The 22,781-nt window shown below is 54.7% G+C and carries 25 protein-coding genes; 16 read left to right on the forward strand and 9 right to left on the reverse strand.

Annotated features, from left to right (window positions below; translation table 11 throughout):
* From hrpA to AAC019_RS08015, 7 genes are all read left to right on the forward strand, one after another.
* Positions 1-2,206: ATP-dependent RNA helicase HrpA (hrpA, locus tag AAC019_RS07985; RefSeq protein ID WP_339898153.1), on the forward strand; the 2,206-nt coding region annotated here is incomplete at its 5' end.
* A gap of 225 nt (positions 2,207-2,431) precedes the next feature.
* Positions 2,432-2,818 (forward strand): hypothetical protein, encoded by a 387-nt coding sequence (locus AAC019_RS07990; protein WP_339898155.1) that lies wholly within the window; start codon positions 2,432-2,434, stop codon positions 2,816-2,818.
* Entirely contained in the window at positions 2,818-3,678 is an 861-nt protein-coding gene (locus AAC019_RS07995; RefSeq protein WP_339898157.1) for a DUF692 domain-containing protein, read from the forward strand. The genes AAC019_RS07990 and AAC019_RS07995 overlap by 1 nt, the downstream gene beginning before the upstream one ends.
* Positions 3,675-4,427 (forward strand): putative DNA-binding domain-containing protein, encoded by a 753-nt coding sequence (locus AAC019_RS08000; RefSeq protein ID WP_339898159.1) that lies wholly within the window; start codon positions 3,675-3,677, stop codon positions 4,425-4,427. Before AAC019_RS07995 ends, AAC019_RS08000 begins: the two co-directional genes overlap by 4 nt.
* 173 nt (positions 4,428-4,600) lie before the next feature.
* The gene (locus tag AAC019_RS08005) at positions 4,601-5,506 is read left to right on the forward strand and encodes a porin (protein ID WP_339898161.1); all 906 of its coding nucleotides are present in this window, start codon (positions 4,601-4,603) and stop codon (positions 5,504-5,506) included.
* 11 nt (positions 5,507-5,517) lie between these two features.
* Complete coding sequence (locus AAC019_RS08010) at positions 5,518-5,961, forward strand: hypothetical protein (RefSeq protein ID WP_339898163.1); 444 nt, start codon at positions 5,518-5,520, stop codon at positions 5,959-5,961.
* 133 nt (positions 5,962-6,094) lie between these two features.
* Entirely contained in the window at positions 6,095-6,817 is a 723-nt protein-coding gene (locus AAC019_RS08015; protein WP_339898165.1) for a VacJ family lipoprotein, read from the forward strand.
* A 32-nt stretch (positions 6,818-6,849) separates the two neighbouring features.
* Here the strand turns inward: AAC019_RS08015 and AAC019_RS08020 are convergent, their stop codons facing one another.
* Positions 6,850-7,155 (reverse strand): PilZ domain-containing protein, encoded by a 306-nt coding sequence (locus tag AAC019_RS08020; RefSeq protein WP_339898167.1) that lies wholly within the window; start codon positions 7,153-7,155, stop codon positions 6,850-6,852.
* Between the two features lie 193 nt (positions 7,156-7,348).
* On the opposite strand from AAC019_RS08020, the gene AAC019_RS08025 reads away from it, so the two are divergent.
* Complete coding sequence (locus AAC019_RS08025) at positions 7,349-8,536, forward strand: SpoIIE family protein phosphatase (protein WP_339898169.1); 1,188 nt, start codon at positions 7,349-7,351, stop codon at positions 8,534-8,536.
* Positions 8,537-8,538: 2 nt separating this feature from the next.
* Complete coding sequence (locus AAC019_RS08030) at positions 8,539-9,030, forward strand: STAS domain-containing protein (protein ID WP_339898171.1); 492 nt, start codon at positions 8,539-8,541, stop codon at positions 9,028-9,030.
* 63 nt (positions 9,031-9,093) lie between these two features.
* Here the strand turns inward: AAC019_RS08030 and AAC019_RS08035 are convergent, their stop codons facing one another.
* The 4 genes from AAC019_RS08035 to AAC019_RS08050 form a co-directional block, all read right to left on the reverse strand.
* Positions 9,094-9,558, reverse strand: coding sequence for a TerB family tellurite resistance protein (locus tag AAC019_RS08035; protein ID WP_339898173.1), 465 nt, complete (start codon positions 9,556-9,558; stop codon positions 9,094-9,096).
* Positions 9,551-10,510 carry a transaldolase gene (tal, locus tag AAC019_RS08040; RefSeq protein ID WP_339898175.1) on the reverse strand — a complete coding sequence of 320 codons (960 nt, stop codon included), beginning with the start codon at positions 10,508-10,510 and terminating at the stop codon, positions 9,551-9,553. The genes AAC019_RS08035 and tal overlap by 8 nt, the downstream gene beginning before the upstream one ends.
* Before the next feature lie 185 nt (positions 10,511-10,695).
* Positions 10,696-11,715 carry a tRNA dihydrouridine(20/20a) synthase DusA gene (gene dusA, locus AAC019_RS08045; protein WP_339898177.1) on the reverse strand — a complete coding sequence of 340 codons (1,020 nt, stop codon included), beginning with the start codon at positions 11,713-11,715 and terminating at the stop codon, positions 10,696-10,698.
* A 116-nt stretch (positions 11,716-11,831) separates the two neighbouring features.
* Entirely contained in the window at positions 11,832-12,752 is a 921-nt protein-coding gene (locus tag AAC019_RS08050) for a LysR family transcriptional regulator (protein ID WP_339898179.1), read from the reverse strand.
* Positions 12,753-12,887: 135 nt separating this feature from the next.
* Between AAC019_RS08050 and AAC019_RS08055 the strand changes: the two genes are divergently transcribed.
* Complete coding sequence (locus tag AAC019_RS08055) at positions 12,888-13,331, forward strand: PACE efflux transporter (RefSeq protein ID WP_339898182.1); 444 nt, start codon at positions 12,888-12,890, stop codon at positions 13,329-13,331.
* 204 nt (positions 13,332-13,535) lie between these two features.
* Positions 13,536-14,309 carry a DUF481 domain-containing protein gene (locus AAC019_RS08060; RefSeq protein ID WP_339898184.1) on the forward strand — a complete coding sequence of 258 codons (774 nt, stop codon included), beginning with the start codon at positions 13,536-13,538 and terminating at the stop codon, positions 14,307-14,309.
* Positions 14,310-14,339: 30 nt separating this feature from the next.
* On the opposite strand, the gene AAC019_RS08065 is transcribed toward AAC019_RS08060, so the two are convergent.
* Positions 14,340-15,035 carry a glutathione S-transferase N-terminal domain-containing protein gene (locus AAC019_RS08065; protein ID WP_339898186.1) on the reverse strand — a complete coding sequence of 232 codons (696 nt, stop codon included), beginning with the start codon at positions 15,033-15,035 and terminating at the stop codon, positions 14,340-14,342.
* 58 nt (positions 15,036-15,093) lie between these two features.
* Here AAC019_RS08065 and moaC point away from each other — a divergent pair, with 58 nt between their 5' ends.
* The 3 genes from moaC to moaE are packed head-to-tail and all read left to right on the forward strand — an operon-like array spanning position 15,094 to position 16,330.
* Entirely contained in the window at positions 15,094-15,576 is a 483-nt protein-coding gene (gene moaC / locus AAC019_RS08070) for a cyclic pyranopterin monophosphate synthase MoaC (RefSeq protein ID WP_339898361.1), read from the forward strand.
* Positions 15,573-15,821: a MoaD/ThiS family protein gene (locus tag AAC019_RS08075; RefSeq protein ID WP_339898188.1), complete on the forward strand. Its 249-nt coding sequence runs from the start codon at positions 15,573-15,575 to the stop codon at positions 15,819-15,821. Before moaC ends, AAC019_RS08075 begins: the two co-directional genes overlap by 4 nt.
* 11 nt (positions 15,822-15,832) lie before the next feature.
* Positions 15,833-16,330 carry a molybdopterin synthase catalytic subunit MoaE gene (gene moaE / locus AAC019_RS08080; protein ID WP_339898190.1) on the forward strand — a complete coding sequence of 166 codons (498 nt, stop codon included), beginning with the start codon at positions 15,833-15,835 and terminating at the stop codon, positions 16,328-16,330.
* Between the two features lie 92 nt (positions 16,331-16,422).
* Here the strand turns inward: moaE and AAC019_RS08085 are convergent, their stop codons facing one another.
* A complete protein-coding gene (locus AAC019_RS08085) occupies positions 16,423-16,818 on the reverse strand; it encodes a hypothetical protein (protein ID WP_339898192.1) in 396 nt (131 codons plus the stop codon).
* Between the two features lie 283 nt (positions 16,819-17,101).
* Between AAC019_RS08085 and AAC019_RS08090 the strand changes: the two genes are divergently transcribed.
* Complete coding sequence (locus AAC019_RS08090; RefSeq protein ID WP_339898362.1) at positions 17,102-17,305, forward strand: DUF2788 domain-containing protein; 204 nt, start codon at positions 17,102-17,104, stop codon at positions 17,303-17,305.
* Between the two features lie 104 nt (positions 17,306-17,409).
* Entirely contained in the window at positions 17,410-19,659 is a 2,250-nt protein-coding gene (locus tag AAC019_RS08095) for a response regulator (RefSeq protein WP_339898194.1), read from the forward strand.
* A 12-nt stretch (positions 19,660-19,671) separates the two neighbouring features.
* On the opposite strand, the gene xthA is transcribed toward AAC019_RS08095, so the two are convergent.
* Complete coding sequence (gene xthA, locus AAC019_RS08100; RefSeq protein ID WP_339898196.1) at positions 19,672-20,484, reverse strand: exodeoxyribonuclease III; 813 nt, start codon at positions 20,482-20,484, stop codon at positions 19,672-19,674.
* A 77-nt stretch (positions 20,485-20,561) separates the two neighbouring features.
* Positions 20,562-22,715, reverse strand: a complete 2,154-nt coding sequence (locus AAC019_RS08105) for a carboxy terminal-processing peptidase (RefSeq protein ID WP_339898198.1) — start codon at positions 22,713-22,715, stop codon at positions 20,562-20,564.
* Positions 22,716-22,781 lie beyond the last annotated feature (66 nt).

The raw sequence follows: 22,781 nt of genomic DNA on the forward strand, positions 1-22,781 counted from the left end.
GGCGCTGAGCCAAAACCAGTTGCGCAAGCAGTGTAAGAAAGAGTTTTTGGCGTTTATGCGGATGCGCGAGTGGCGCGACATCCACCGGCAATTAAAGTTAGCCGCGAAAAAAATTGGCCTGCAAGCCAACAGCCAACCCGCCGACTATGAGGCGGTGCACCGTTCGCTGGTAACCGGGCTATTAGGCAATATCGGTTTTCACGATGAGGGCCGTGAGTATTTAGGCGCGCGCAACCGCAAGTTTGTGATTTTCCCGGGCTCGTCGCAGCAAAAAAAACGCCCCAAGTGGTTGGTGGCGGCGCAGTTACTAGAGACCTCCCAGCTGTTTGCTCACGATGTTGCCAAGGTCGAGCCCGAGTGGTTGCTGCAGGCCGCCGAGCACTTAGTAAAACGCAATTACTTTGAGCCCCATTACGATGCCAAGGCGGGGCAGGTAAAAGCCTACGAGCGGGTAACGCTGTATGGATTGGCGCTGGTCGAGAAAGGCCGTATTAACTACAGCAAGATTGACCCAAAAGTTTGCCGTGAAGTGTTTATTCGCGCAGCCTTGGTAGAGGGGCGCTATCTAAAGCGCGGCCAAAAGCCAGCGCCGTTTTATGCGCACAACCAGGCACTGGTGCAAGAGATCGAGGCGCTGGAAGCTAAATCCCGGCGGCGTGATATTTTGGTGGACGACGAGGAAATTTTCGCTTTTTACGATGAGCGCATCCCCGCGGATGTGGTCAACCGCGCGGGCTTTGATGCCTGGCGTAAAAAGGCCGAGCAAGACCAGCCCGATATTTTAAAAATCCCGCGCGAGCGTTTGGTTTTGCAGGGCGCCGGCGCCGTAAGCGAGGTGCAGTTTCCCGATACGCTCGAATATAAAGGGGTGACCTATCCGCTAAGTTATCACTTTGAACCCGGCCATAAAGACGACGGCGTGAGTGTGCATGTGCCGGTTAGTTTATTGCATGAGCTGCCGGAGTATCGTCTGGAATGGTTGGTGCCGGGGTTGCTGCGCGACAAATGCATCGAGCTGGTAAAAAGCCTGCCGAAAACGCTGCGCAAACATTTTGTGCCAGTGCCCGATGTTGTCGACAAAGCGCTGGCGGGTATGGCGCCGGACAACAGTCCTTTGACCGAGGCGCTAAGTTTGCAGTTAAAGCGTCAAACGTTAGTAGAGCTTAAACCTGGTGATTGGCAGAGTGAGCGGCTGGAGGACTTCTACCGGTTTAACATCAAGGTGGTGGACGACCGGGGTAAAACCATAGCGGCCAGCCGCGACTTAACCGAGCTAAAGGCGAATTACCGCGAGCGCGTGCAGGATAATATTCGTGACGCCGCCGATGATATTACCCGCGAGCAGATTACCGCCTGGGATTTGGAGCTGCCCGAGCAAGTGCAGCTTAAACGCCGGGGCTTGAGTATTCGCGCTTATCCTGCCCTGCTGGATAAGCGTGACTCGGCATCTATGCAGGTGCTGGATAACCCCCAGGAGGCGCACTCGGCGTCGCTCGCCGGGGTCGCCCGCTTGTTGCTGCTGCAAAGTAAAGAGACGGTTAAATACCTGCAAAAGCAACTGTTAAAGGGCAAAGAGCTGGGCCTGAGCGTGGTGCAAATTGGCAACCGCGACCGGGTGGTGGACGACATTATGATGGCGGCGGCGCGCCAGCTAGCCATGCCAAACGATCAGCTACCGCGCACCGAGGCCGAGTTTGCCGCTTGTCTGGCTAAGGTTAAACCCGACTTAGTGGCTCAGGCGCAACAGTTAGAGAAAACCCTGGTGAGTGCTTTGAGCCTGGTGGTGGCAATTAAAAAACAGCTAAAGCAATCGAAGAACGCGTTGGCCATTGCCCTGGCGGCGGGCGATATTGCCCAGCAGCTCGACCGACTGTTTCAGCCGGCGCTGGTGTTTGAGACGCCCGAGGAGTGGTTTCAGGAGTATCCGCGCTATTTACAGGCGATCAATATGCGCCTGGAGAAAGCCGCGCTTAACCCGCAAAAAGATCGCCTGCAGATGCTGGAGGTGGAGCCCCATGAGGAGCGTCTGGCCGAGTATTTACAGTTGCACGGGCGCTATCAGCTCACCGAGAACCCCGATCTGATGCGCTATCGCTGGGCGATCGAGGAGTTTCGGGTCTCGCTGTTTGCCCAAACTCTAAAAACCCGGTTTCCGGTATCGGGCAAGCGGCTTAATAAGCTCTGGCAAGAGGCTACCAGTGCGTAAACTGTGTGATAATCGAGAACTTGAGCGAGATTAAAATGGCTTTAAGGGCGTACTATGAGGGGGCAGATAATAGCGATATTGTGCCGCCTGCCTGTAACAAACGCGCCGCGGATGCATCAATTATCTAACAGTTGATCCTGACAGGGGTTGTCTGCGTAACCGTACAGTAGGCTAAGCCGCCGGCGTAGCCGCTGCATTTTAACGATCGAGTAATGGAGTTAACCTATGAACAAGAAATTTGCATCCCCTCTAGCGGCCGCCGTAGGCGCGGCTTTTATGGCTTCAGCCGTGGTAGCACCGGTTGCCTCGGCGGCGGAAAACCCGTTTGCCGCTGAATCGCTAAGCGCCGGTTACAAGCTCGCCGAAAACAGTGCCGAGGGTAAATGCGGCGAAGGCAAGTGCGGCGAGAAAAAAGCCGAGCGTGAGGGCAAGTGTGGCGAAGACAAAGCCGAACACGAAGGCAAGTGCGGTGAAGGTAAGTGTGGCGAAGCCAAAGCTAAAACCGACGACGAAGGCAAGTGCGGCGAAGGTAAATGCGGCGAGAAAAAAGCCGACAAAGAAGGTGCTTGCGGTGAGAAAAAGTCTGGCGCCGAAGGTACCTGCGGTCACTGATGAGTTCGCACCGCTTTGACGTTGCTGGCGCAGGCTTAGGCCTGCGCCGCTCGTTGCTAAAACCTCTGGAAAACCTCAGCACTAACGATATCCACTTTATGGAAGTGGCCCCCGAGAACTGGATTAACGTCGGTGGCAGGTTGGGGCGGCAGTTTCGCGCCTACACCGAGCGCTTTCCGTTTGTGTGTCACGGTTTGTCGTTGTCTATTGGCTCGCAGGCGCCGCTGGATACTGAGCTGCTTAAGTCGGTTAGATGTTTTATGCGCGAGCATCACATTCGCGGCTACAGCGAGCATCTAAGTTTTTGCAGTGATGACGGCCATTTGTACGACTTATTGCCGATTCCTTTTACTGAGACGGCCGTGCAGTATGTGGCCGCACGAATTCGTCAGGCGCAGGACATTTTAGGCGAGCGCATCGCCATCGAAAACGCCTCTTACTACTGTGCGCCCGGGCAGGAGATGAGCGAGCTGGAATTTATTAACGCGGTCGTGGCCGAGGCCGATTGCAGCCTACTGCTGGATGTGAATAATTTATACGTAAACAGCATTAATCATCGTTATCGGGCGGATGATTTTCTGGCAGGCTTGCCGCTGGATAGGGTGGCCTATATGCACGTGGCCGGGCACTTTCACGAGGCCGAAGATTTACGCGTCGATACCCACGGTGCCCCGGTGGAAGACCCTGTGTGGGATTTGCTACAAGCGGTTTATCAACAGACCGGGCCGGTTGCCACCTTGCTTGAGCGCGATTTTAATATTCCGCCGGTGGCCGAGCTGTTATCGGAGCTCGACACTATTCAGCGTATGCAGGCTAGTGCACCCGCCGTTGCACCGGCGCATAAGCGGGTGCTGGTGTGAGCGATTCGTCGCTGGCCAAATTGCAGCAAGCCTTTACCGGGCATTTGCGTCACCCTGAGGTTAATGCGGCCCCTGGTGGTATAGAAGATCGCCGTCTGGCGATTTACCGCGATTTAATTTACAACAATATCGAGGGCTTTATTGCCGGTGGGTTTCCGGTGCTGCGTGAGATTTTGGCCGATGCCGATTGGCACGCGATGGTGCGGGATTTTGTTGCGCAACACAAAAGCCGGAGCCCGTACTTTTTAGAAATCAGCCAGGAGTTTTTGCTCTACCTGCAAAACGAGCGGGCTCCCGCAACTTTTGACCCACCCTTTATGCTGGAATTGGCCCATTACGAATGGGTCGAGCTGGCGCTGGACGTCGCCCCGGGCGACTTGCCCGCCAAACCTTTGCTGGAGCGCAGCTTGCTCGATAGCGTTGTCGAGGTGTCGCCGCTGCTGTGGTGCCTAAATTATCGGTACCCGGTACATCGGCTGGGGCCGGATTATCAGCCAGCCGAGGCCCCTGACGAGCCTACCTTTTTACTGGTATACCGCAACCGGGCCGATCAGGTGGCGTTTATCCAGTCCAATGCTGTGACGGTACGTTTGGTGCAACTGCTGCAAGCTGGTGCCGCTTCAACCCGGGCGGCTCTGATCACTCTGGCCGAAGAGGCCGAATTTTCCGACCGGGAGCGTTTTGTTGCCCTGGGAGAGTCTATACTTCTCGAACTATACCAAAAAGATTTGCTCTGGCCTGTCGTGTAATCAAAGGCCGGGTGTTGAAGTGAGTCGAATCGCGCGCTATGCAGAAAATATTGCTCGTTTGTAACAATACTGCAACAATTACCTCGCATGATACGCGCGCTTGTCATAATTCTGTCACCTAAACGTCATCAAGTGTACATCTTGTTGTCATATTCGAAAGTTGGGGAAGTTCCATGCGAGTTCCATTTTTACTGGCCACGGCCGCTCTAGCCTCCGCTCAGGCATCGGCTGATGTCACGGTTTACGGTAAGGCGAATGTCTCACTGCAGCATGCCGATGAGGCGGGCAACCGCGAGATTGAGTTGCAGAGTAACTCATCGCGAATCGGCCTTATGGGGCAGGAGTCGCTGTCGGACAGCGTGGCCATCCTCTACCGTTTTGAATATGAAACCAGTGTCGATGATGGCGATAAAGACGGCCAGACGCTCACCCAGCGCAATATCTACCTGGGGTTGCAAACCGCGGGCGGTACTTTGATGGGCGGGGTGTTTGACTCCCCCCTAAAAACCGCCGCGGCCGGGGTGGATTTGTTTAACGATCTGGAAGGCGACATCCGCAACATTTTTGCCGGTGAAAATCGCCCCAAAAATATTGTTCAGTATGTTACGCCAAAATCGCTAGGGCCGGTGACCGCAAAAGTGGCTTATATCACCAAAGAGGCCGATGGCATCGATGGGGTGTCGGCCTCTGCCGCCTATAAGCTCGACGATTTATATCTAGCCGTGGCGATGGATCAGGACGTTGAGGATAATGCCGATAACACCGATACCTACCGTTTGGTTGGGGCCTACACCTTGGGAGCTGTTCAGTTAGGTGGCGCCTACGAAAAGTATGAGCGGGAGATCGGCAATGGCGATGGTTATTTTGCCTCACTTAAGTGGAGCTTAACCGATCAGTGGATTCTCAAAACTCAGTACGGCCAGTCGGACATCAAAGTAGACGGGCGAGAGAGTTTTAGTCTCGGTGGTGATTATATTTTCTCGAAAACGGCTAAGGCCTTTGCCTACTATACTACGAACCAGGATGATGCCGTCCGCGATGATGACTACCTGGGTGTTGGGCTAGAGTTAAAATTCTAAACGGAGTTGTTGTGAGCCTACTTGCACGCAAGCTGTGTCCTGTCGTTATCGCTGTTATGGCGGCCTTGCTCTATGGCACCGGTGCCGCTGGGCAAGATTGCGAGCCGGCGGTTGATATGATGGAGAGTAACGATGCGGTTAACCGTATCGCCGAGTGTGATTACAGCGATCAAGGTTTAAACGGTTGGCTTCAGGGGCGCGGCGACGATACCAGCCCGGCGCAGTCACAGACCGGGACAAAAGCGGTGGCCGAGGCGCAACCGGTAGCCGCGGGCGCGGTGTTTACCTTGAGCCGTACATCTGTTGCCAGCGCGCTGGATATGCTTCAGGCGCGCTATGCGCTGGTGGGGCAGGCGGCGCAGCGCTGCGGTGCCGAGGCGGTGCTTAAAGAAGAGTCCTATATGCCGCAACCCCAGGGTGGTACGGGGCTTTATATGAAATTTTATTGTCGTTAAATGTCTATTCTATGGCCTTGTGCATTGTTTAGCGTGAGCTAATTCGGTAAAATGTGAACGATCGTTCATTTTGGGCTGCCAGCTATTTCTTTGGATGGAACCAGGGCGCCTCGTCTTAAACTAGGAAGATACCGTGAATTCACTCGTACGCCTATGTCTGGCCCTGCTGTTGTCAGGCTTCACCACATTGACCTTCGCCTCCGACGAGCAAGACCCGTGGGAAGAATACAATCGCGCCATTTTTGCCTTTAATGACGCGGCCGATACCTACGTCTTAAAGCCGGTGGCGCGCGGTTATCACACCATTACCCCCGGGCCTGTGCGCCAGGGGGTCAATAATATATTTAGCAATATCCTCGAAGTGCCCAAGGTGTTTAATGACCTGCTGCAGGGCAAGTTTTCGCAGGCCGGCAAAGACAGTGGCCGCTTTGTGATTAACTCGACTCTGGGGGTCGCGGGGCTGTTTGATGTGGCCAAGCATATGGGCATGCCGCGCACCGACAGTGAGGACTTTGGTCAAACTCTGGGTCGTTGGGGCGTGCCCGAGGGGCCCTATTTGGTGTTGCCAATTTTTGGTCCGCGTACATTGCGCGATGCCGCGGCAACGCCGGTGGATTGGATAACCGACCCAAAAACCTACATAGGCCACACCCAGACCAGCTATGAGATCAAAGTGATGGAGCTGGTTGATACGCGGGCAAGCCTGCTGTCGCTGGAGCAAGATATTGGCTCTGATAAGTACACGCTGTTTCGCGACATCTATCTGCAGCGGCGCGACTACCTGGTGAAAGATGGTCAGGTAGAGGACTCGTTTGGCAGTGAGGTCGGCGATCTGGACAGCTTTGATGACTTTTAAAGTGTCTGGCCAGTAGGCCGCCTTTATTAGCCCTACTCAATAACCTGCAGTATCTGTAAGCCGGTATTAAAGTGCTCGCCATCGGCAACGCATCTAACCACCTTGACCACGGCTCGCAGTTGCGCGCGCTCATCGTGCTCGGCGCTTAGGTGTAGCTCCCACTGGGATTGCTCGGCGACCGGCTCGGGCAGTTCAAGCTGCAGCCCTCCGCCACTTAGCTCGTGGCACTGTCCCACAATACGGCCGCTGTCGTTTGTCAGGGTTCCGCTCAGGGGTAGCTCAATCTTCATGCGAATAAAATCGCGTTTTTCGGCGTAGAAGTTCTCTGAATGACTCATTTATCGATCCTCCAACGGGGTGGCGCTGTGGTGTTCAGAGTCATTCTAGAGTAGCAGCGTTTTTTCTCTAACTCCATAAGGGCCTGCAGAGGCCTTGACGCTTGCGCCGCTGCCGCTATCGGAGTACTGTTAGGCGCCATTACGACAGTTGCCGGGCGCAGCTGTACCCGAAATGGCCACGCGGACTCAAATCATGAACGAAAGCTGCCGAACGCTACTGATTATCGACGACGATAAGCCGGTAAGGCACAGTATTACTGCGTTTTTAGAAGACAGTGGCTACCGCGTGCTGGAGGCGGCCGATGGCCCTAGCGGCTTAGCGCTGTTTGATGAGGGCGAGGTCGAGCTGGTGATTACCGACCTGCGTATGCCGACCATGGATGGCCTGGGGGTTCTGAAAAGCCTGCACGAAAAATCCAGCGATATTCCCGTTATTGTCATATCGGGTGCCGGGGTCATGAGTGACGTGGTCTCGGCGTTGCGACTCGGCGCCGCCGATTACCTGATAAAACCCATCGTCGATATGGAAGTGCTGGAGCACTCGGTTGAAAAAGCGTTAGAGCGCCGCGACCTAATTGCACAAAACAAAAAATACCGCGAAAAAATCGAAAAGACCAACAAAGACCTGCGCGATAACCTGCGGGTGCTCGAGCGCGATCAGCTGGCCGGGCGCCAGGTGCAGCGGCGCCTGTTACCTAAGCCACTGACAACGGCCGAGGGCTATAGTGCGGCGCACCATATTGCTCCGTCACTGTATTTAAGTGGCGACTTTGTCGACTATGCACACATCAAGGGGCGCTATCTGGCGTTTTATCTGGCCGATGTGTCAGGGCACGGGGCGTCGTCCGCGTTTGTGACTATTTGGCTTAAACACATTGTCAGCCGGATGGTGCGCGAGGAAGGCTTGTTTGGCGATGAGGCCTCGTTTGCCGACGGCGCCAATGAAATGCTGCGCGCGATTAACCGCGAGTTGGTGGAAACCAGCCTGAATCATCACTTGACGTTTTTTGTGGGCGTCATCGATACCCATACTCACGAGATGCGCTATGTGGTTGCCGGCCACTTGCCGATGCCGTTGCTGGTGACCGAGCAGGGGGCTGAGTTTATTACCGGTAGCGGTAAGCCTGTGGGAATTTTTCGCGATGTTAGCTGGACGATTCACTCGCAAATATTGCCCGAGAAATTTTCACTGGTGTGCTTTTCTGATGGGGTGCTAGAAATACTGCCGCCCACCTCGCTACAAGAAAAAGAGGCATATTTACTGGAATTGCTCGCGCAAAAGGCGCAAAATCTAGAGGCAGTGTGCGATGCGGTGGGGGTTGATGAAGTCACCGCCACGCCTGACGACATTGCTATTCTAACCATTACTCGAGGTTATTAAACATGCAGCCTGGACAGATTCTGGTTGCCGAACACAACGGTGTCTTTGTCATTAAAATGCTGGGCGATGTGCGCCTGACGCTGTGTATATCGTTCGATCAGTTTATCGATGATATGTTTGCCCACCCGGATTTTAAAGCGGTGTTGTTTGATCTCTCCGCTGCCGAGGCGATTGACAGTACGACCTTGGGCTTGATGGCAAAAATATCCTTGCTGGGCGAAGAGCGTCTGGGTCGTTACCCGGTAGTTTTGTCGACCAACGATAGTATTAATCGTATTCTCGAGACGATGGGGTTTGCCGATATTTTTACCATCGTCAAAGATTTGCGCACGCCGGTACAGCCCACCTCCGCACTTGAGCCGGAACCAGAAAACTGCTGCGAAGAGCAGGTAAAAGATAAAGTGATAGAGGCGCATCGCTATTTAATGCAAATGAACGACGCCAATGAGCAGACGTTTACCAACCTGGTGAATATGCTGGAAAACGGTCAGTAACCCCGCCCCCTGCTTGAAAACCCAAAACAATACCGCCCGTCAAAAGGGCCCGGGCCGTTGCGCTTAGCTCGCGCCCGATTGCTCGCGTGCGGCATTGCGGGCCACCAGAAAGTCGGTGTGAGACAAATAAATTAGCTCGGCCACACGCCGAATCAGGTGTTCTTCGTATTTATCCAGGTCGCCATCGGCCAGTGCTATCTGCCACATGGACTTCACCAGAGTAAACTTTTCTTCGTTGCTGCAGTGATCGTTAATTAATTGCGTAAACTGAAATAACGATGTGGCCTGGTCTTGCTTATCGCGAGCCAGCTCGCACAGCTCTTCGATATCGTCATCGGCAATTTGATACACCTGGGCGACGATACGCTTAAACTCATCGAACTCTACATCTTCAAAAACGCGGTCTACCGCAGCCACTTCCATAAGAAGTGCTGCGGCGGCCAGCTGCTTTTGCGAAAAAGACAACTCTTCTTCGGCGCCATCGGTTTGCAGATGGCGCTCAAAGAATTGGGTAAGCCGATTAAGCATTGGCCAGCTCTTTTAACTGATCTTCGAGCTTAACCTGATCTTTCGCAAAGTTGCGGATACCTTCGGCCAGTTTCTCGGTCGCCATGGCGTCGTCGTTCATGCCAAAGCGGAAGCTGCTCTCGGTATCGGCGTAGCGGGCGATGGCATCGCCAGTGTTTTCGGCCGATAGTTTGCGCTCCAGTGTGCCGGTATCTTCGTCCAGCTCTTTCAGCAGTTGCGGGCTGATGGTCAGGCGATCACAGCCGGCCAGCGCTTCGATCTCGCCGGTGTTACGGAAGCTTGCACCCATAACCACAGTTTTAAAATCGTGTTGCTTGTAGTAGTTGTAGATGTGGCGCACAGACAATACACCCGGGTCAGTCTCGGCGGTGTAGTCCTGGCCGGTGCTGTTTTTATACCAATCTAAAATACGGCCTACGAAAGGTGAGATTAAAAAGACACCGGCATCGGCACAGGCGGCGGCTTGGTTAAAGCCAAACAGCAGCGTCAGGTTACAGTTGATGCCTTCTTTTTCCAGTTTCTCGGCGGCGCGAATACCTTCCCAGGTCGAGGCGAGCTTGATCAGCACCCGTGACTTGTCGATACCGTTTTGCTGGTACAGGTCGATCAGGTGGTGGGCTTTATCGATGCTGGCGTCGGTGTCAAAGCTCAAACGCGCATCAACCTCGGTGGAGATACGCCCTGGCACGACTTTCAGGATTTCACAGCCAATCGCTACGGCTAAGTGGTCGCTGGCGTACTTAAGTTGTTGGTCTGAACTGCCACCTTCTTTTTTGGCAGCCACAATGCACTGATCCAGCAGGCTTTTGTACTGGGGCAGTTGCGCCGCTTTTAACAGCAGCGATGGATTGGTGGTGGCATCTTGTGGTTTGTACAGTTTGATGGCTTCGATGTCACCGGTATCGGCGACAACATCGGTCATTTTCTTAAGTTGCTCGAGTTTAGTGCTCACATTTGGCTCCTAAGTAGATTCGTTGTGCGAAAAGTTAGACGCAGTAGGGCGATCTCTTCGATGTAGCGCATTGGGTGTGGTGCGCGGCACCCCGGTTTTCTAGTCACTCTCTGCGGAGCTGGACCGGCTTGTGTTTGGCGCCGTCCGGGACGGGCCAGTTAACCTCAGGGCGCCTATTGTAAACGCTATTGGGCGGCGGGCAAAGCGCTGTTACGTTGTTCCAGTTGGCGTAGCGCCTGTTGCAGAACCTCAATGCCGGCGCCGGGTTTGTGGGCGTTCTCGCTAATCACCCGCCGAAACCGCCGCGCCCCCGGCAACCCTTGGTACAGCCCCAGAATATGACGGGTCATTTGGTTGAGCCGGGTGCCTTTGGCCAGCTCTAGCTCGCAGTAGTCCATAAACTGCGCCATTACCTCGCTCCGTCCCGGCGTTGCGGCGGAGCCATCAAATAGAGCTCGATCCACCCCCGCCAGCAGGTAGGGGTTGGCGTAGATCTCGCGCCCGAGCATCACCCCATCAACACCTTGCAGCAGCGTCTCGCACTGCTCCAGCGTGGTAATGCCGCCGTTTACAATGATTTCCAGCTGCGGGAACTCGGCTTTTAAGCGAGCCACCAGCGCGTAATCGAGCGGCGGTATATCGCGGTTCTCTTTGGGGCTCAGCCCTTGCAGCCAGGCTTTGCGCGCGTGAACAATAAAGGTTTTACAGCCACTTTCGGCGACGATCGCGACAAAATCCCGCAGTCCCTGGTAATCATCCATATCGTCGATACCGATGCGGTGCTTGATGGTGACGGGAATATCGGCGGCTTCGCGCATTGCGCTGATACAGTCGCGCACCAACGCCGGCTCGGCCATTAAACAGGCGCCGATACGCCCACTTTGTACCCGGTCGCTGGGGCAGCCGCAGTTTAAATTGATCTCACTGTAGCCCCACTGGGCGGCAAACCCGGTGCATTGTGCCAGAGCCGCGGGGTCAGAGCCGCCCACCTGCAACGCCACCGGCTGCTCGGCGGGGCTAAAAGCCAAAAAACGCTCGCGATCACCGTGAATTAAAGCGCCGGTGGTGACCATTTCGGTGTACAGCAGAGTGTTTTTGCTCAACAAGCGCCAAAAGAAACGGCAGTGCCTGTCCGACCAATCCATCATCGGGGCGGCGCAAAAGCGGCGGCTGAAGCTTGTGTTATTTGCGTGGGATTTATTCACCGTGCGGGGGCCTTGTTGTTCACTGTCGGTAACAGGTCTGTGTGACTGAGCGGGCCGCTAGTTTACCCGCAATAGCGGGTGTTGCCAAAGTGGTGTGATAAGGCCTGAGCGCGCGCTTAACTGAGAGGCGGCCTGGGGGTTAGTGCATGGCCTGGCGCCGGCTTAAAGTGTTGCTTTAGCCGACTAATAGCGGCTTTAAAGGCGGGGCCGCTCTGCAGGCTGCGCGAGCTGATGCAGTCAATCGAGCTGATCCAGCCGTTGGGTTCAAAGTCGACTTTAAGGTCGGTCAGTTGGCCCGAGGTCAGGGCGCTGTGGGCGAGGCTCTCGGGGACGATGGCCCACCCCACATTTTGTTGGGCGAGCTGGCAGAGCATTTGGTGCGTGCTGGCGTACCAGGCTTGGGTGCTGATGCTGTCGCTAAACCACAGCTCTTTGCCGCTGCTGGCACGTTGTACGATTTGCCGGTGGCGCCGCAGGTCGGCGTGGGTGACGCTATCGAGCTTTGCCAGCGGGTGTTTGGGGGAGGCGACGGTAATAAAGCGTTTGTGCCCCAGGGCAAAAAAGTCGACATCGGTGAGTATTTGGCCGTCGGTGTAGACCACGCCAATGTGCGCGTGGCCCTCCCGTACCATGTCTTCGGCGTCAAAGGTGGAGGCCGACAGAAGGTTGATGCTGGTATTGGGGTAGAGCTCTGCTAAAGGGCCTAGCGCCGCTAGCAAGGGTGGGTCGAGCAAGCTCTCTTCGATCACAATGCTTAGCTCGTGCTCGTGCTGTTGATCAAGCGAGGCGACTTTTTGCTCTAGCTGTAGCCGCTGATCCAAAAGTGATTGCACGATGGGCAGCAGTGCCTCGCCGTCGGGTGTGAGCTGCGGTGTATTGCGGCTGCGGTCAAACAGGGTGCGGTTAAACGTAATCTCCAGATTGGATATGGCCTGGCTGATACCCGACTGGGCGCGGTTTAGCTGGCGCGCCGCGGCCGAGAAGGAGCCGGTTTCGCACACCGTGACAAAGATATTGAGCTGCTCAAGGCTGTACATGCCGCTCTCCCGAGTGCGTTGATGAGTTATTCCGAGCTTTATGCTATCACTTTTTGTGATGGCTGCTAACTTTTGCTTATCAACCCTACTTGCGATACTGGGCGCCAATGTTGGCCCGGACGAGGAGCGGTAGCAATGTCTACATTAGAGCGTATGGCGCATGCCTTTTTGTATGAATTTTTGGCCTTGGTGCTAACCATTGTCGGTGTATTGTTGTTTACACGGCATGATGTTGGCGCGGTTTTTGGCTCTATGCTGGCTATTTCTCTGGTCGCATTGGTTTATAACTTTTACTTTAATATCTTGTTCGATCGCTGGTTTCCGGGCCCCAGAGCGCAGCGGGGGCTGCGGGTTAGGGTGCTGTATGCGTTTTTGTTTGATGTTTGCCTGCTGAGCCTGACAACCCCAATGGTGGCACTAATACTTGATGTGAGCTTGCTGGAGGCGCTTTTACTGGATATTTGGGTAACACTGTTTGTTATGGTTTACACCTTTGCGTTTAATGCCGCTTACGATGCTGTGCGGCCCATGTTGCTGGTTTATCTGGACGGGGCGCGCGGCAAGGTGGTTTACGGTTAATCGGTGGTGGCTCGTTAGTGGTTTGTCGCTCGCGCTGCGTGATGTGTTTAGCAGTTTGGCTTTGCGGCCGGCGCGCAAGTTGCGGTGATCCTCAAGTTGCGCGCCGATTAGCGTTTGATGCGGTCAGTTGCCTGACAGAGGGGGTGTTAGGGTGTGTATAATAATCGCCTTGATTTTCGACTGATCCACACAAAAGGGGACGCTATGAAGATGTACACGATGGCCGCTGCCGGAGTTTTACTGGCCGGTGCTGCGAGCAGCAGTTTGGCGCAGGATGAGTTGGAGGCGGAAAAGACCTGGGAGGTCTCGGCGGAGCTGGGTGCGCTGCGAACCACAGGTAATACCGAAACCGAGTCGTTTAACGGCAAGATTGATGTGACGCACCATTTGGATCGTTGGAAAAACCAGTATGTGGCCAGCGCTTTGTACAAAAATGATGTGGTAGAACAAGCCGATGGCAGTGAGCGGAGCGAAACGACCGCCGAGAAGTATTTTGTCTCGGCGAAAAGCGCTTACAAACTCTCCGATGAATTTAGCAGCCTGTTTGTTTACGGCTCGCACACTCACGATGAATTTGGTGCGTATCGTAATTACACCGTCGTTTCTACCGGCTACGGCGCCCGCTTTATTGATCGCGATACCTTAACGGTGGATGGTGAAATCGGCCCGGGTTATTTTTGGGGCGATAAAGTAGAAGACGAAGAGAACGATATTATCGTCGAAGAAGAAGGTTTTATGGTGCGGGTTGCGGGTGAGCTGCAGTGGGCGATTACCGACAATGCCACCTTTAACCAAAAGCTTGGCGCCGAGGCGGCCGAAGATAACACCCGCTACGTCAGTGATACGTCACTGAGCACCAAAATCAGCGATCGTATGCAAATGAAGGTGGGTTACACCGTCAATCACGACACCGATGTGGCCGACGATAAAGACGGCACCGATACAACCACCTATATTAATTTGGTTTATAACTTTTAACGGCTATGGCTGCCCGGTGTTTGCGCGAGGTTAGTGGGGCGCGCAGACACCCTTGGCGCGCCCATAAGCCGCGCGGCTGGTGCAGTGTGACAGCCACTCGTTGGTGCGTACAAACTGATCCAGCTCCAGGGTTTTACCGGCCCCGTAAAATTGCTCCAGGCAATCGACCCACGGGGCGATCGCCATATCCACAATGCTGTAGCTCTCGCCCAGCATATAGTCATGTCGCTGCAGGTGTTTATCCAGCACTTGCAGCAGGCGTTGAGTTTCGGTGCGGTAGCGCTCCAGTGGGTAGGGGTCCTGGCACTCGTCTTGGGCGTACTTGTAAAAGTGGCCAAATTGGCCAAACATGGGCCCTATGTGGCCGGCCTGAAAAAACAGCCATTGATCGCAGGCGCTTTTGCCGGCTTTATCGAGCGGTATAAACTCCCCGGTCTTTTCGGCAAGGTAGCGCAAAATGGCGCACGACTCCATCAGGCTAATGGCGTGACCGTCCGGTCCCTTAGGGTCAATGAGCGCGGGGATTTTACTGTTAGGATTGATAATGCGAAATGCATCATCACGCTGCTCCCCCTGAGTAATGTCCACCGTGTGGGGCTCGTAGGCGAGGTGCATTTCCTCTAGCGCCAGCGCCACCTTTATGCCGTTGGGGGTGTTCATCGAGTAAAGTTGAATGCGCCGTGGGTATTGGGCGGGCCAGCGTTCTTTAACCAGTTGCAGGTGCATGAGGCCTCCGGGGCACTTTATTGTGAGGGTGGCGTTAACCGTTTAAGTGTAGAGGCTAATAATGAATTTGACACATTGTGATGAGCAAGGCGCCGCGTCCATGGTGGATGTATCAGCCAAAGCCGATACCGTGCGAGAAGCCCGGGCCGAGGCGCGGGTGTCGATGCAGCCTGCCACGCTGGCGGCGATCGCGGCTAACCATTTAAAAAAAGGTGATGTGTTGAGTGTTGCCAGAATCGCCGGTATTCAGGCGGCAAAAAAGTGCTCCGATTTAATTCCTTTGTGCCACCCGCTGGCGCTGTCTAAAGTGGCGGTTGAGTTTCAGCTCGACCATGAGCGCAGCCAGGTGCGCATTGAAACCTACTGTAAGCTCACGGGTAAAACCGGGGTAGAGATGGAGGCGCTAACCGCTGCCAGCGTGGCGGCGCTAACGGTGATTGATATGGCCAAGGCGATGGATATGGCCATGGTTATTGAGGGCGTTTGTCTGCTGGAAAAAAACGGCGGTCGTCGCGGTCACTATCAGCGGGAGCCATCGTGATTAGCGTATTGTTTTTTGCCCAGTTGCGCGAGCAGCTCGGGTGCGATGCTACTGAGCTTGCGGCCGATACCGTTAAGGTGGCGGCCGACTTAGTGCCGGCGCTGATCGCCGCGCAGCCCCGGTGGGCCGATGTCTTGTACAGTAAGCCCTGGTTGGTCAGCGTGAATCAGACCATGGCCAAGCCTGCCACTGCCATTGGCGATGGTGATGAGGTGGCGCTGTTTCCGCCGGTGACCGGAGGTTGATGGTGTTCGGCATGGCAGAGCACGATTTGGTGCAGGTGCAGCGAGACGACTTTTCTCTGGCTGAGCACTATGCGCGGCTGGAGCAGCTGGCCGGCAATACCGGTGCCGTGGTGTTTTTTATTGGCAAGGTGCGGGCCGAGTCGGAGCTGGACCCGGTGCAGGCGCTAGAGCTTGAGCATTATCCGGCTATGACCGAAAAATCCCTGCGCCTGCTGGTGGCTGAGGCCCGGGGGCGCTGGTCGCTGGATGCCGTTAGCGTGGTGCATCGGGTGGGGAAACTTGTTGTGGGTCAGCAGATTGTGTTGGTGGCGGTTAGCAGCCGGCACCGGGATGAGGCGTTTTTAGCGGCGCGTTTTTTAATGGACAATTTAAAAACCCGTGCGCCTTTTTGGAAAAAAGAGTATCGCGCCAGTGGCGCACGCTGGGTTGAGGCTCGCCAGCAAGACGACGAAGCGACGGCGCAATGGCACGCCAAAAGTATAAGTGAGGGTATCGGGCACACAGAGTAACAGCTGCGCCGCGCCGCTTTGGGGCCGTTACCGCCCCGCGGCGTTGGGCCCGACAGCCCGCCAAGTGTACCGGCACGCCGTCGGGGTGGAGCTTAGTCTTGCATGTCGTCAACGGCGTCATCAACCGCGTCAGCGGCATCTTCACCGGCCTCTTTGGTTGCTTCCCAGCCCTCTTCACTCATCTCTTTGGTTTTATCCCAGCCTTCTTTAGACACATCTTTGGTGTCTTCCCACGCCTCTGAGGTGACCTCTTTGGTGTCATCCCATGCCTCGGCGGTAGCATCACCTGCGTCATCGGCCATCTCGGCGGCTCCGTCTCTTAGCTCCCGGGCTTTTTCTGCGGCGGCGTCGGTGGCTTCTTTAGCGGTTTGTTTGGCGCTCGACATGGTGCTTTGCGCGGATTCGCTCAACGAGCTGTCCTCGTTTGGGCTACAGGCGGCGAGTATGGCAATGAGTGGAAGAGTACCGATTAGAGTTTTGGTTTTCATGGATAATCCCTCAAGTAATGGTTAAGTGCTATCGCGCTGCGAGAGCCAAATGGTTTAGCGTTAAGACGACGGTGGCGTTGTCTTGTGGTAGCCCTGTTTGAGCTTGGGCTGTATCAGCGCGAGCCATCTTAGTGTAAAAGACTTTTACGCGGGCGCAAAGCGGCGCTATGGCACTTTGTGTCAGGTTGATTTTAGTGCGTGTGCGAGGCAACTTGGTTACAATAACGATATTGTGGCCGCCCTTGGCGGTACTGGTTGTTGTGGTAAAGAGTGGGTGTTGAGCATGTCCTTTGAGCAGTTTGAAAGCTGGTCGCTGGTGTTGGGAGTCGGCGGATTAATTGCTTTTATGGTCTTTATTGTCTGGGATCTTGCAAAAAAGTCTAAGGCGGGCCGCTTTGGCACCTTTATTTTATTTCTCGCACTCGGCCTCGGTCTGCTCGGTTTTGTGATTAAAACGGTATTGATGGAGTATTTTATTCACCAGTAGCCATCTCCAGTGGCCATGACCCCCGGCGTAATAAACGCAACACAACCAGTCAGCACGACACGCTAACAATTCCTCTAAATGTAATACGCTAATAAAGGCACCTTATGTTCGAGCTCTTTACGCCGACCTCCAAGGTCCAGAAAGACCGTCAGGTTATTCACGATACCGATGCCCGGGTCGCTAAGTACAGTCGTCGCGGCTTGCTGCTTAATTTTTTGGTGTTTGTCTTAAGCCTGGTGTTTGGCGACTTTTTTTATCGCGAAAACAACCTCGCCATCGTCTTGGTAACCGGCTTATTGCTGGTAACCTTACTGCGCAGTTATTACCTGTTTCGCTTTGAGGCGCTTTACAGCCGGGCACCCAGGCGGTGGCGTACGCAATACTTTATTGCCTCTTTTTTGGGGGCCATTTGGTGGAGCGTGATTCTGGTTAGCCTGACCTGGGTGTTGGGTATGCGCGAAGAGACGCTCATCATGTGGCTTTACACCGTGGTGTTTTACTCCTCGGTGGCCAATGTGTTTGCCCCCTATATTCGCTTTTTAAAAATCTACCTGTTTATTGGCATGATACCCGCCGCGCTTACGGCCATGGCGCTGGCAACGGTCGAGGGCTATTTGTACGCGGCCATTATGGTGCTGTTTTACATGATGCTGGTGCATCAGGCGCGGGTGACCGGCAGCGGCTACTGGCAGCGGCTTGAGGCCAACTTTGTCTTGCATGAGCGCGCCCGGGGGCTAGAGAACGAGCAAAAAAGCTCGCGCGCGGCGATTGAGCTTAAAAATGAATTTTTGGTTAACCTGGGGCACGAATTTCGCACTTCATTAAACGATATTCTCGGCACCCTGGCACTGGTGGATGACGCCGAACTGTCCGATCGTCAGCGCGATTTGTTGGGCATGGCCTCGAAGGCGGGTGAGCGGCAGCTGGATCTGGTCAACAACGTGGTGGATTTCTCTAAAATCACGACCAAGAGCTTAGAGCTTGATGAGTCCGTGTTTGATTTGCGCCGCTTGGTGGCCAAGCTGGTGCGGGATTTTTCCCTCGAGGCGCACCAGCAGGGCGTAGAGCTAAATTACCTGCTCGACCCCGAGCTGCCCAGTCGGGTGCGCGGCGATGCCGCGCGCTTGCGGCAAATTACCGCCACTCTGTTGGGGCACGCTATTAAGTTCTCGGTAACCGGTAATGTGTTTATCGAGGTTAGCTATGCCAGCTCGAACGATGATATGGGCGAGCTACAGGCGGTTATTAGCGATAGTCATTACCACCGCACCGATGAGGCAAAAGCCGAGGTCGATGAGTCTCGCCTGCAAGAGGCCGAGCAAACCGGCCGGGTGGGTATTGGCCTGTCGATCAGCAAAGGGTTGGCCGAGTGTATGGGGGGCAGTGTGCACTTGTTAAAAACCCCCGCCGGTGGCAATCGGCTGGTGATTAACGTGCGCCTGCAAACCATTAGTCATCAGGGTAAAACCCTGGGCGCCGATCAAAAGCTAAGCGGTAAGCGGGTGCTGTTGGTGGATTTGCCCGATCGGGTGGCCATGGACCTGGAGAGCGAGCTTAGCAACTGGGGGGTAGATACCAGTACCGTATACGGCTACGAGCAGGCGGTGATGCGTATCGCCGAGGAGCGCGACAAAGGTGCGCCGGTCGATTTGGTACTTATTTACAACCGTCTTAACAGTTTTAATGCGTTGGCGCTGTCCCGCGAGCTGGCCGCCACCGATGAAACCGCCGAGTTAAAACAAGTAATTGCCATGAGCGTATTGCAGCGCGACACCGATGAGGTGCAGCAGCATTTGGCGCACTACACACAGGTTAGCTGCCTAGAAAAGCCGGTAATTTACAAGCAGCTTTACGAGGCACTGTGCCAGCGTTTATTGAGCTCACCCAACAATGCCGATACCGCCAGCGAAACAGTGCCCGAGCCTGTGACGCCGGTGCTGGATGTGCCGGGTACACGGCGGATCTTGGTGGTTGAAGATCACCGGGTCAATCAAATGGTTGCCTCTGGCATGCTGAAAAAGCTGGGTTGTTATGTGCAGCTGGTGGGTAATGGCCCGGAAGCCGTCGCCATTTTAGAAAAAGAGCGGTTTGATTTGGTGCTGCTCGATAGCGAGCTGCCGGACGACGCGGCCATCAGTGCGGTACACAAAATACGCGAGCATGAAAAGGCCGCTAACAGTCGTCGTGTGCCTATTGTTGGCATGATTCCCGAGTTGTCCGATGAGCAGGTCAATCAGTTGCTGGCGGCTGGTTTTGACGATCAGGTGGGTAAACCACTGCGCTACGAGGCGCTGGAAGGGCGCTTGCAACGCTGGCTGGATATTACTCCACCGCCGCTTCCGGCGGCGGAGTAACTGGCGGGGCCGTTAGTTAAATTCGGCCCAAATAGGGCAGTGGTCCGATGGCTTCTCCATGGCCCGAAGTTCATAATCGATACCGGCCCCGGTGCAACGCTCTAGCAGCGGCTTAGTGGCCAGTATCTGGTCGATCCGTAAACCGCGCTTGGGCTCGCGCTCAAACCCGCGCGAGCGATAATCAAACCAGCTGTACAAGTCATCAACGCTCGGGTGCAGGGCGCGATAAGTGTCGCTTAGCCCCCACGCCAGCAGTGTTTCTAGCCACTCGCGCTCTTCGGGTAAAAAGCTGCACTTGCCGGTGCGCAGCCAGCGCTTGCGGTTATCCTCGCCAATGCCAATGTCGATATCCTGATGAGAGATATTAATATCACCCATTACGATGATTGGGTCGTTGGGGTTATGTTGCGTTTGTAAAAAATGCGTTAAGTCGGCGTAGTACTTTTGCTTAGCCGGAAACTTAAGCGGGTGGTCGCGGCTTTCACCTTGTGGAAAATAGCCGTTATACACCAACACGGCACCCATGCCGGGCACATCAAACCGGCCGCCGATAAAGCGTCGCTGCGACTCTTCGGTATCGCCCGGGAACCCTTTAATGGTGTCGATAAACGGGTGGCGAGACATTAACGCCACACCATAGTGGGATTTTTGGCCGTGAAAAGCCACGTGGTAACCCATGGCCTCGACGACTTCTTGCGGAAACTGCTCATCGGCCACTTTGGTTTCTTGCAGGCCGATAAAATCCGGGTTGTAAGTGTCGATGATCGCCTGCAGCTGGTGGGGGCGCGAGCGGATGCTGTTGATGTTAAAAGAGATAGCTTTCATAGCGGGTCGTTAATATCAGTCGGGTTAAACGCACTGTGGCGGCCCGGGGCCGCCACAGGTTAGGGTTACGCAAGTCGTTAAAAATTAGCCACTTTTTGCTCGTCTTTTTGGTTGGCGCCGCGAATAAAGTCTAACAAAATGTAGCCGGCTTCGGTGAGAAGGGGATCTTTTGCCGGGTCGATTTTTTCCGGTCCAGCCTCGGCCGCTTCGGCTTCTGGGTCATCGGCATCGGCATCGTTTTTGTCGTCTTCGCTGATTTCGGCGTAGGTTTTGTACGGGGTAAGGCCCCGGGTTTTACGTCGCTCGTTCTCGATGCTTAGCAACTGTTGCTCGTAGTCGGTTTTTTCCTGGCGACGGGTTTTCTCGTTGAGCGAGATTTGGCTGCGATCGCTGTTTTCGTCAATCAGCTTTTGCTGTTTGCCGAGAAAGATAAAATCCGGGTCGACTTTGATGCGCTCGTCATGCTTGGCCTGAATCGCGGGCAGCAGAGAGGCAATATCAAAGTAGTGGTCGTGTTTTACCTCGTGAATCTGATCCCAGGGCAGCGCGTAATCGTAGCTGCTCTCGCCCACGTCATCGGGGTCAATCATATCGGGTAGTGAAATGTCGGGCACCACACCTTTGTGCTGGGTGCTACCGCCAGATACCCGATAAAATTTAGACTCGGTGATTTTAAGCTGACCCGATTGCAGTGGCTGCAACGACTGCACAGAGCCTTTACCAAAGCTCTGACTTCCCACAATAATACCGCGGCCGTAGTCTTGAATGGCACCGGCAAAAATCTCTGAGGCCGAGGCGCTTAAGCGGTTAATTAAAATAACAATTGGCCCGCGAAACACCGCCTTAGAGTGAGAGCGATAATTGCGCGAAATCAATTGATTGGTTTGCCGAATTTGCACCACTGGCCCCTGGTCGATAAAGAGGTCTGTAAGGGCGGTGGCCTCGTGCAGCGAGCCGCCACCGTTGTTGCGTAAATCGACAATAATGCCGTCGACGTTTTCTGTGGCCAACTCGCCCAGCAGGTTAAATACATCGCGGGTGGTGCTTTTGTAGTTAGGGTCGCGTTTGCGGTAGGCCTCAAAATCCATGTAAAAGGTCGGAATATCGATAACGCCCAGCTTGTAGCTGTTGTTGTCTTCATCCGACAGCTCAAACACGGCTTTTTGCGCGGCTTGCTCTTCCAGTTTTACTTTGTCGCGCTTAATGTTAATAACGTGAGTGGCGGCGCCGGCAGCGGCTTTGGCTGGCAGTACCTCCAGGCGCACGACGCTGTCTTTTTTGCCGCGAATCAGGTCGACCACCTCATCCAGGCGCCAGCCGACAACGTCTACCAGCTCGCCGTCTTTATCCTGGCCGACGGCGACAATACGGTCGGCCGGTTTTAGCTGCCCCTGTTTATCGGCGGGGCCGGCGGGAATCAGGCGCACCACCTTGGTGTATTCGTCCTCACTTTGCAGCATGGCACCAATGCCCTCAAGTGAGAGCGACATATTGATGTTGAAGTTCTCCAGCATCCGCGGCGATAGGTAATTCGTGTGCGGGTCATAGAGCATGGTAAAGGCGTTAATAACGGCGCTAAAGGCATCTTCACCGGTTTGTTGGCTTATCCGGCGCAGCTGATTGTTATAGCGCTTGATCAGCACCTCGCGGGCTTCTTCCACGGTTTTATCGGCTAATACCAAGTTGAGCAGGTCGGCCTTGGTACGCTTGCGCCATAGCTCGTCGGCCGCGGCGGCGGTGGCGGGCCAGGGGGCATTTTCGCGGTCGACATTTAAGGTGTCGTCCTGGCTAAAGTCGTAGCTGCGCTCGTCGTCTTCCAACTGCGCCACAACGCTCTCAAGGCGCGCCATGATGCGTTCGCGGTAGCGATTAAAAATAACGAAGCTGGTTTTTAGCTCGCCTTTTTCAAAGTCTTCATCAAACTTGTTCTGGTGCTTATTAAACTCGTCAATGTCCGCTTGTAAAAAATAGCTGCGGCTGGGGTCGAGGGTGTCGAGGTAGTTGGTTAAAAACTTCTGCGACAGAGCGTCGTCAATATTCTGGTCCCGATAGTGGTGTTTGTGCAGCGAGCTGACAATCTCAGCGGTGGTTTTGCGTTGCTGCTCGGTAATTTTCAGGGGCTCGAGCTCAGCGGCGGTAGCAAGGGCTGCGGCGCCGAGCAGACTAACGCCAAGCCCTACACACAGGACACCCGCTTTAAAGCGGTGGGACTTACACAACATTTCCAGCATATAACGCTCTCGGTATTCTTAATTTTGAATAGTAAATCACCGCTGCTCTATAGGGTCCGCCCAATA

It is taken from the genome of uncultured Gilvimarinus sp. (assembly GCF_963975215.1).
GTDB lineage: Bacteria > Pseudomonadota > Gammaproteobacteria > Pseudomonadales > Cellvibrionaceae > Gilvimarinus.